This is a genomic window from Micromonospora sp. GCM10011541 (assembly GCF_042650725.1).
GTDB lineage: Bacteria > Actinomycetota > Actinomycetes > Mycobacteriales > Micromonosporaceae > Micromonospora > Micromonospora sicca.
Genome location: NZ_JBHSBP010000109.1, coordinates 1 through 7,579, shown reverse-complemented (window position 1 = coordinate 7,579; position 7,579 = coordinate 1). Strand labels below are relative to the sequence as shown.

Here is a 7,579-nt window from a genome sequence, read left to right as displayed (position 1 = left end):
AAGCCACCGTGCACGTCGCCGCGATCAACGAGTGGCTGTGACCGACTTCGACACAGGCTCTAGCGGGCCGCCCGCTTGTGGAACGAGTGCTTGGCCCACAGGTAGGACAGCAGCGAGATTGCCGCGCACCAGGCCAGCGCGATTGCCGCGCTGTTGCCGATTCCCGTGCCGAGCAGCAGCCCGCGCAGCGTCTCGATCACCGGCGTGAATGGCTGGTAGTCGGCGAACCACCGCAGGCCGGCGGGCATGGTGTCGGTGGGCACGAAGCCGCTGCCCAGGAACGGCAGGAGGGTCAGGAACATGGGCAGGTTGCTGGCGGTCTCGACGCTGTCGCTGACCATGCCGAGCGCGACCGACAGCCAGATCAGTGCGAACGCGATCGCGGCGAGCACGCCGGTGGCGGCGAGCCACTCGATCGGGGTGGCGGTGGGGCGGAAGCCGATGGCCAGTGCGATGGCGAGCACGACGGCGATGCAGAGCATGGTCTGTATCAGGCTGCCGAGGACGTGTCCGGTCAGGAGGGCGGCGCGGGAGATGGCCATGGTGCGGAAGCGGTCGACGATGCCTTCGGTGATGTCCATCGCGATGGAGATGGCGGTGCCTTGCGCGGCGCCGGTCACGCTGAACACCAGGATGCCGGGCACCAGGTAGTTGATGTAGGCGCCGCGGTCACCGCCTCCGCCGGGAAGTCCGGCGCCGAGCGTCTCGCCGAAGACGTAGACGAACAGCAGCAGCAAGATGACAGGGAGGGCGATCAGCATCCCGGTCAGCGAGGGGTAGCGCTGCATGTGGCGGACCTGTCGGCGGAGCATGGTCGTCGAATCGGCCAGGGTGTAGGCGAGGCTGGTCATCGGTGTCCCTCGGTGATGTCGTGTCCTGCGGCGGCGGATGCGGGCGTGCCGGTGAAGGCGAAGAAGACGTCGTCGAGGTCGGGGGTGTGGATCGAGAGTTGGTCGACCTCGACGTGTGCGTCGTCGAGCCGGTCGAGCACGTTCCGCAGTGAGCGGACGTCGCCGTCGCTGGGGATCTGCAGGGTGAGGGCGTCGTCGTCGCGCTGGGCGACGGTGAGTGTGCGGGCGGCGGTGTGCAGCGCGGTGGGGTCGGTGAAGCGCAGCAGGATGTGTCCGCCGGGGATGCGGCGCTTGAGTTCGTCGGGGGTGCCCTCGATGACGATGCGGCCGTGGTCGAGTAGGGCGATGCGGTTGGCGAGCTGGTCGGCTTCGTCGAGGTACTGGGTGGTCAGGAACACGGTGATGCCCTCGGCGACGAGTCCGCGGATGATCTGCCACATCGCGTGCCGGCTGCGGGGGTCGAGGCCGGTGGTGGGCTCGTCGAGGAAGATCAGGCGCGGGTCGCCGACCAGGGTCATCGCCAGGTCGAGGCGGCGGCGCATTCCGCCGGAGTAGACGGAGGCGGGCTTGCGGGCAATCTCGCCGAGGTCGAAGCGGTCTGTCAGCTGGGCGATGCGGCGCCTGCCCTCGGTGCGGCCGAGGTGGTGCAGGTCGGCCATCAGCTTGAGGTTCTCCTCACCGGTGAGGAGGTTGTCGACGGCGGAGAACTGGCCGGTCACGCCGATCGCCGCCCGTACTCTGTCGGGCTCCTTGGCGAGGTCGTGGCCGGCGACGCGGATCGATCCGTCGTCGGCGGGCACCAGGGTGGACAGGATCCGCACCATGGTGGTCTTGCCCGCGCCGTTGGGCCCGAGCAGCGAGAAGACCGTTCCCTCGCTGACCACGAGGTCGATGCCGTCGAGGACGACCGTGTCCCCGAACGTCTTGCGTAGGCCGGACACCGAGATGGCCGGCCGCGTCGCGGTGGTTACCGCCATTGCTCCTCCACTGATCAAGGGCTTGCATGAGTACGGTGGCGCGCACCATCGCCGGTCAGGCCAGAAGAGCAAGACCGGGGTAAGAAGGCGCGTCATCCCCGGTCCGGGTGGTTCGCCCGTGACCGATTCAAACGGTGGGTGGGACGCGTCAGGAGCGGTGGATCACGATGTCGCCGAACGCGGTGCGAGCCCGCACTTCGGCCTTCTCGTCGGTGTCGGCGGGACCGGCGGTCGCGTCCAGGTCGTTGCGAACCTTGCCAAAGTGGGTGTGCAGGTCGAGCCGGGCTGCGGTACCACGCCGGACACCGACCTCGATGCGCCCGGCTGCCGTGCGCAACGTCGCCGACCCACGGACCAGCTCACCGATGCGGATATCGCCGTTGGCGGTGTTCGCCGTGACCGAGGCGGCAGCGTGCTCGGCGGCGACGTGGCCGTTGGCGGCGCGGACCCGCAGCTCCCCGCCGGCCTCTCCGATCCACGTGTCGCCGTTGCCGTTCTTGAGCACGGCGTGCCCGCCGACGGCGCGGACGCTGAGCTTTCCGGAGCCGGTCGTGACCTCTACGTCGCCTGCCACGTTCTCGGCGATGGCCGCACCGTAGCCGGTGTGGAGGCTGAGTTTGCCGGCGTCCTCGACCTGCAGGTCGCCGGCGCCGGTTTTGAGACGGCAGTCGGCCAGCGAGCCGGAGCAGCTGATTGCACCGACGCCCAGCTTCCCGTCCACTCCGGAGCCGGCCGGTAGGTCGATGGTCACCTCGACGGAGCCGGTCCTGCCGAAGATGCCGAAGCCGGGTTGCTTGGGCCCGCGGACCACGAGGCGGCCGGAGGCGTACTCCACATGGGTTTGCGCGGCTGCGCGCACATCGCGGTCGTCGGATTCGTCGGCCGGTCGCACCTGCACGACGGTGTCGGTTCGCGGGCCGGCGGTGATCCGCACGTCACCGGCGACGAGTTCGACCGATGCCGAGATCGGTCCGGGGGTGTCGAAGGATGGCATGCTGCTTCCCTCTCGGGTAGTCGGTGGGGCCGGCGCTGCTAGCGCACCCAGCCGGTGAAGCGCTGACCGCCGGTGGGGACGCCGGATCGCCGGGGGGTGTCCGCCCGGTGGTGCTGGCTGTCGGTGTCGACGGCAGCGGCTGCAGCCCGGATCAGCCAGGTGTTGATCGAGACGCCGGCGCGGGCGGCCGCGTGCTCGACGCGCGCCTTGAGGTGCTCCGGCAGGCGCAGGCTGATCCGCACGGTCGCCTCGTCCTCGCCGCCTGGAGGTAGCTGCGGCACCGGGTTCGGCGGGGCCGCCGCTGCCGCCTCTGTGTCGTCGGCCCACTGCTCGGCTGGCGGTGGCGTCACGACGAAGCTGGGCTCCCGGTCACGCAGGCGCAGGTCAACCGAACCGGGCGCGAGATCGCGAGTGATCTCGGTGGCCGCTTCGGAAAGCGCGTCCAGCAGGGCGAGCCGGACCGCGGACTCCAGCGGTGCGGTGAGCCGCTCGGCCAGTTCCCGGGCGTCGTCACCGCCTGCGGCGGCGGCTACCGCGAGCTGATGCCGGATCGCGTCAACGTAAGCGCGAAGTTCCATGACACCACTATGGCATCACCTTGATGCCATCGCAATGGGAGTGATGCCATCGCGCGCAGGTTTCCGTTGGAACCATGCCGAGCGTGGGTCGCGGACGGGTAGCCGGCAGCCCAGCATCTGCGCGTAGGGCGCCGAGCGAGGAGCTCTCCCCCACGGCCTCACGGCGGTCGCCAAGCACGCCCTGTCGGCAGGCACGACTGGTCTGCGGCGAGATTCGGCCTCCGCTGGGCCAAGCGGTTCCGAGCGCGGGACCGGCCGAAGCAACGCGGCGGGTCGTTGCCGTAGAGGGAGGGGTCCGGTCGTCACCGGGCGTAGACCCGGGTCACGGGGTGACAATCGCCGGATGGACCGGGTGCTCAACCTGCTGGTGGCGCTGCCGCCCGCCCTGGTGCTGGTCTTGGTTTTCCTGCTCCCGGCGCTGGAGGCGTCGACCTTCCTCGGCCTGGTTGTGCCGGGGGAGGTTGCCGTGCTGGTCGGCGGAGTCCTCGCCCACGACGGGAGGCTGCCGCTGTGGGCGGTAATGGCCGCGGCGCTGGTCGGGGCGGCCCTCGGCGACCAGGTGGGTTATCTGGTTGGCCGCCGCTACGGCCGGCGGCTGCTGGACCGGACGCCGCGCCGGTTCGTTCGATCTGGGGAGCTGCGCCGCGCGCTCGACCTGGTCCGTCGGCGGGGCGCCACAGCGGTGGTGCTCGGCCGCTGGGCGGCCGCGCTGCGGGCGCTGGTGCCGGGCCTGGCCGGCATGAGCGGGATACCGCAGCGCACGTTCACACTGGCCAACGTTACCGGCGGGACGCTGTGGGCAGTGGCGGTGGCCGCGCTCGGTTACCTGGCCGGCGCCTCGTATCGTCTGCTAGAGCGGCGGCTCGGCCTGGGCGGGGAGGTGCTGCTCGCGGTCGTGGCGCTGGTGATCGCGGTACGGATCTGGGCCGGCCGGCGGGCGGCGCGCCGTGAGCGGGCTTTGCAGGAAACCGACGAGGCCCAGTGACGGCCCGGGGTCGGTGACGGCCGGGGCACCCGGCGGACGGGCGATTCGTGACCGTGGTTGGCAGGGCCGGCGCAGGCCGAGAACCCGGCGGCATGTTCATCGACACCGCCGACGTCGGCGTTCGGCGCGGGGGTGCGTGCGATCAGCGGACGGTAACGACGGCATCGGCGGAACAGCCGGTTGGCGCCGGCGCCCGCACGCCGGCCACGCTGACCGGGCCGCCGTCCGGCAGGGCGTGCCGTACGTCCCGAGCGGCACCGGCTATGGCGGATGGTCGGAGAGCTTAGCTGTCGGGGTCGAAGGCGCCGTCAAACTCGAACACGGGGTTGGGGACGTCGTGGCCGTTGCTGTCGGTGATGGTGGCCATGCCGACAAGTTTCGACGGGCCACCGGCGGGTCTTGGTGAGGTGGACGGCGTTGACCGCCAGCACATCGCTCATGGCCCGGACGCTAGAGATCACACATGAAGCCAGCATGAAACCGCTCGGCCGTCAGGGGCGGCTCGCCGCGCGCCGACGACGGTGCGTCACCCCGCCAGACCGCCCAGCCGATCGCGGCGGCGGCGGCGGCGACTGCGTACCCCTGGTAGCGGTGCAGGTCGGCCTCGATCGCGCGGAGGTGGTCCCCGGCGAAATAGCCGGCGCTGGCCCACTCCGGGAGAAGGCGTCGACGTCCGCGTTGAGCGTGAGTTGGGTGACCACTACGGGGTGCTGCTCCAAGAGGCGGCGGCGGCCACGGTGCGTCGCCGAAATCGGCGCCGCGCAACTGTGGTTAGCCCAGCCCGGCCGTTCCATCACCCATTGGCGATCACGGTGAAGGTCCGGCCCCGCTCGAGCCTTCGGCCGAAGTCCGGCAAATCTCACCGCCGGTCCCGCGGCCGCAGGGCGGTACTAGGCGGTTGGCTGCGATGCGGCCAGCCCTCGTTTCCTCCAGATTGTCCCGTCAGCGGCGGCGGGTCAGCACGACGCCACAGGCGACCATCGCGGCATCGAGGACGTGCCAGATCGTGAGGGGGCACACTTGCGACACCGTACCGCCGGGCCGCTGCTACTCCTCGTCGGGTGCGCCCAGGTGTGGGCGGTGCTCCGAGATCCATGCCTCCACGTCGCGTTTCAGCCACACTGCGCCCATCCCGAGCCGGTCGTACGGCTTCGGGAAGTCCGGGCGGTCGATGATCTGCCGCGTCCGCTGGCGGCTGACGCCGAGGCGCGCTGCGATCTCCCCCGCTCCGTACAGGTGCCGTGGCATGGCCGCAGGGTAGCCACGCGGCAACTGGTCAAACCGCAGCTTGGCGAGTCGCAAGACGTCACGTTGCAGGATGCGCCTTGACAAGGGACAGCCATCGACCAACGATGAGCGCATGCCGCTGACCAGGACGTCGCGCCCGGTACCCGTAGGCCCACGACACCGTCGGGATTGGCGGAAGGGATGGTGCCGATGCACCTGCGGCCTACCGTGGCCGGCCCGGATCGCGGCCCCGTACCTCCGGCCGAACCGCCGACATACAAGGGGACCGCCCCGGCGCCGCCCCCGTCGTGGGGGCGGGAGGTGACGGCGCTGTACCCGCCGATCGGGCGGGCAGGGCACCTGACGCCCGCGCAGGCGCGACGGTCAGGCATCCAGCAGTGAACGGGGTACCGGCACGCCCCCACACACCGGTGCGCCCCCTCTGGCGGTGCCGCCGCTGCGGCTGCCCTTGGCCCTGCTCCCCAGCCCGCCTGGCCCTGTTGGTGGAATACAAGGACGCCCGCTCGTCGCTGGCCGTCTACCTAGGGCTCGCCCTCGCTGACGCCCTGGATGATCTGCACCGCCTGGGCCTTGACACCGGCGGGGTGCACGCCCGGTTCCTCGGCTGGCTCCGCGCCCGGGGCGGACCGCCGGCATCGGCTGAGGGACACAATTGCGGCAAGCCACAGGCGCGGGCCTAGTCTGGGCGGGGCGACCGATCGAATCGCCAGCAGGTTATCCGCGGCTGAAGGGGCCTGTGGGGCTGACAGCCGCAGTCGCCGTCGGAGCCGGGCATGACCGCCGTCGTGGGGAGACGGACACAGGATGTCGATGGATGCCGGACGCTCCCGAACTGGGTCGGTACGTCTGTGGTGCAGAAACATCCGGTCGCGACCGGGACCGAAGTCAGTTGCGGATTCCGCTGCCTCCTTGCTGCTTCTTCACCGTCTGCGCCCCATTGGCAATGCCGGCCGCTGGCCGGGTGTCGGGGATCTCCGGGCCGGCCGGTTGTCCGCCCGCCGTTCGGTGCGTCAGTCTCAGCGGGTGGTCATCCTGCTCAGCGCGTTCGGCATCGTGCTGCTCGGCGCCTTCGCCCAGGCGGTCAGCGGCTTCGGGTACGCGCTGGTGACCGTGCCGTTGCTGGCCGCCGTCGTCGACCCGCGCGGCGCCGTGGTGGTGTCGGCGCTGACCGGAATCGGGCTGACCGTCACCGCGGCCATCCGGGAACGCGCCCACGCCCGGTGGCGGGTCGCGGCGGCACTCACCGCCACCGCCCTGCTCGGCCTACCGGCCGGCCTGCTGGTTCTCGCGCTCGCGCCGGAGCGGCTGCTGAGCGCGCTGATCGCGGTCGTGGTGCTCGGCTGCGCCGCGCTGGTCTGGTCCGAGGCACGGATCCGCACCGGACGGATCGGTCTCGGGGCCATCGGCGTCCTCGTCGGGGTGCTAACCGCCGCCACCGGGACGAACGGGCCGCCGCTGGTCGCCGCGTTCCAGTCGCTCGGCTACGACCCGCGCACCTTCCGGGCCACCCTGGCGGCGACCTTCTCCGGCACCAGTCTGATAGGGCTGACGGGGTTCCTGCTGGCCGGTCAGGTACACGCCGATGTGGTGCGGATCTCCCTCGTGGCGCTCCCCGCGGTGCCGCTCGGCTGGTGGCTGGGAAACCTACTGTTCCACCGCATCGACCCCGTGATGTTCCGGCGGATCGTGCTGGTCGGGCTGCTCGGCAGCACCGGCGCCGCGCTCGCGAGCATGGCTGGCTGAGCCGGTCGTCCACGGACCCCTTCGACGGGTCAGCTGACGTTGGGGGCGAGGAAAGGGGTCAGGCCCGGTCCGTGAGGACCGGGCCTGAGGTGTTACTGCTGGTGCGCCGCCAGGGACTCGAACCCTGAACCCGCGGATTAAGTGAGCGTCCGGGAACTCGGTAGGGCGCGTGGTCACAAGGCGATGAAGCACGGCGTGTAGGG

Annotated in this window: 7 protein-coding genes; 2 read left to right on the top strand and 5 right to left on the bottom strand. The window is 71.0% G+C overall.

Annotated features, from left to right (window positions below; genetic code table 11):
* Positions 1–59 precede the first annotated feature (59 nt).
* The 4 genes from ACFOYX_RS35940 to ACFOYX_RS35925 form a co-directional block, all read right to left on the bottom strand.
* On the bottom strand, positions 60–851 hold the full coding sequence (locus ACFOYX_RS35940) for an ABC transporter permease (protein ID WP_322443650.1): 792 nt from the start codon (positions 849–851) through the stop codon (positions 60–62).
* Complete coding sequence (locus ACFOYX_RS35935; protein WP_322443649.1) at positions 848–1,828, bottom strand: ATP-binding cassette domain-containing protein; 981 nt, start codon at positions 1,826–1,828, stop codon at positions 848–850. The genes ACFOYX_RS35940 and ACFOYX_RS35935 overlap by 4 nt, the downstream gene beginning before the upstream one ends.
* Positions 1,829–1,976: 148 nt before the next feature.
* On the bottom strand, positions 1,977–2,822 hold the full coding sequence (locus ACFOYX_RS35930; RefSeq protein ID WP_322443648.1) for a DUF4097 family beta strand repeat-containing protein: 846 nt from the start codon (positions 2,820–2,822) through the stop codon (positions 1,977–1,979).
* Positions 2,823–2,860: 38 nt separating this feature from the next.
* On the bottom strand, positions 2,861–3,400 hold the full coding sequence (locus ACFOYX_RS35925) for a ribbon-helix-helix protein, CopG family (protein ID WP_322443647.1): 540 nt from the start codon (positions 3,398–3,400) through the stop codon (positions 2,861–2,863).
* A gap of 343 nt (positions 3,401–3,743) precedes the next feature.
* On the opposite strand from ACFOYX_RS35925, the gene ACFOYX_RS35920 reads away from it, so the two are divergent.
* On the top strand, positions 3,744–4,385 hold the full coding sequence (locus ACFOYX_RS35920) for a DedA family protein (RefSeq protein ID WP_322443646.1): 642 nt from the start codon (positions 3,744–3,746) through the stop codon (positions 4,383–4,385).
* A 1,047-nt stretch (positions 4,386–5,432) separates the two neighbouring features.
* Here the strand turns inward: ACFOYX_RS35920 and ACFOYX_RS35915 are convergent.
* Positions 5,433–5,633: a DNA-binding protein gene (locus tag ACFOYX_RS35915; protein ID WP_322443645.1), complete on the bottom strand. Its 201-nt coding sequence runs from the start codon at positions 5,631–5,633 to the stop codon at positions 5,433–5,435.
* A gap of 1,023 nt (positions 5,634–6,656) precedes the next feature.
* On the opposite strand from ACFOYX_RS35915, the gene ACFOYX_RS35910 reads away from it, so the two are divergent.
* A complete protein-coding gene (locus ACFOYX_RS35910; RefSeq protein WP_322443644.1) occupies positions 6,657–7,376 on the top strand; it encodes a sulfite exporter TauE/SafE family protein in 720 nt (239 codons plus the stop codon).
* Positions 7,377–7,579 lie beyond the last annotated feature (203 nt).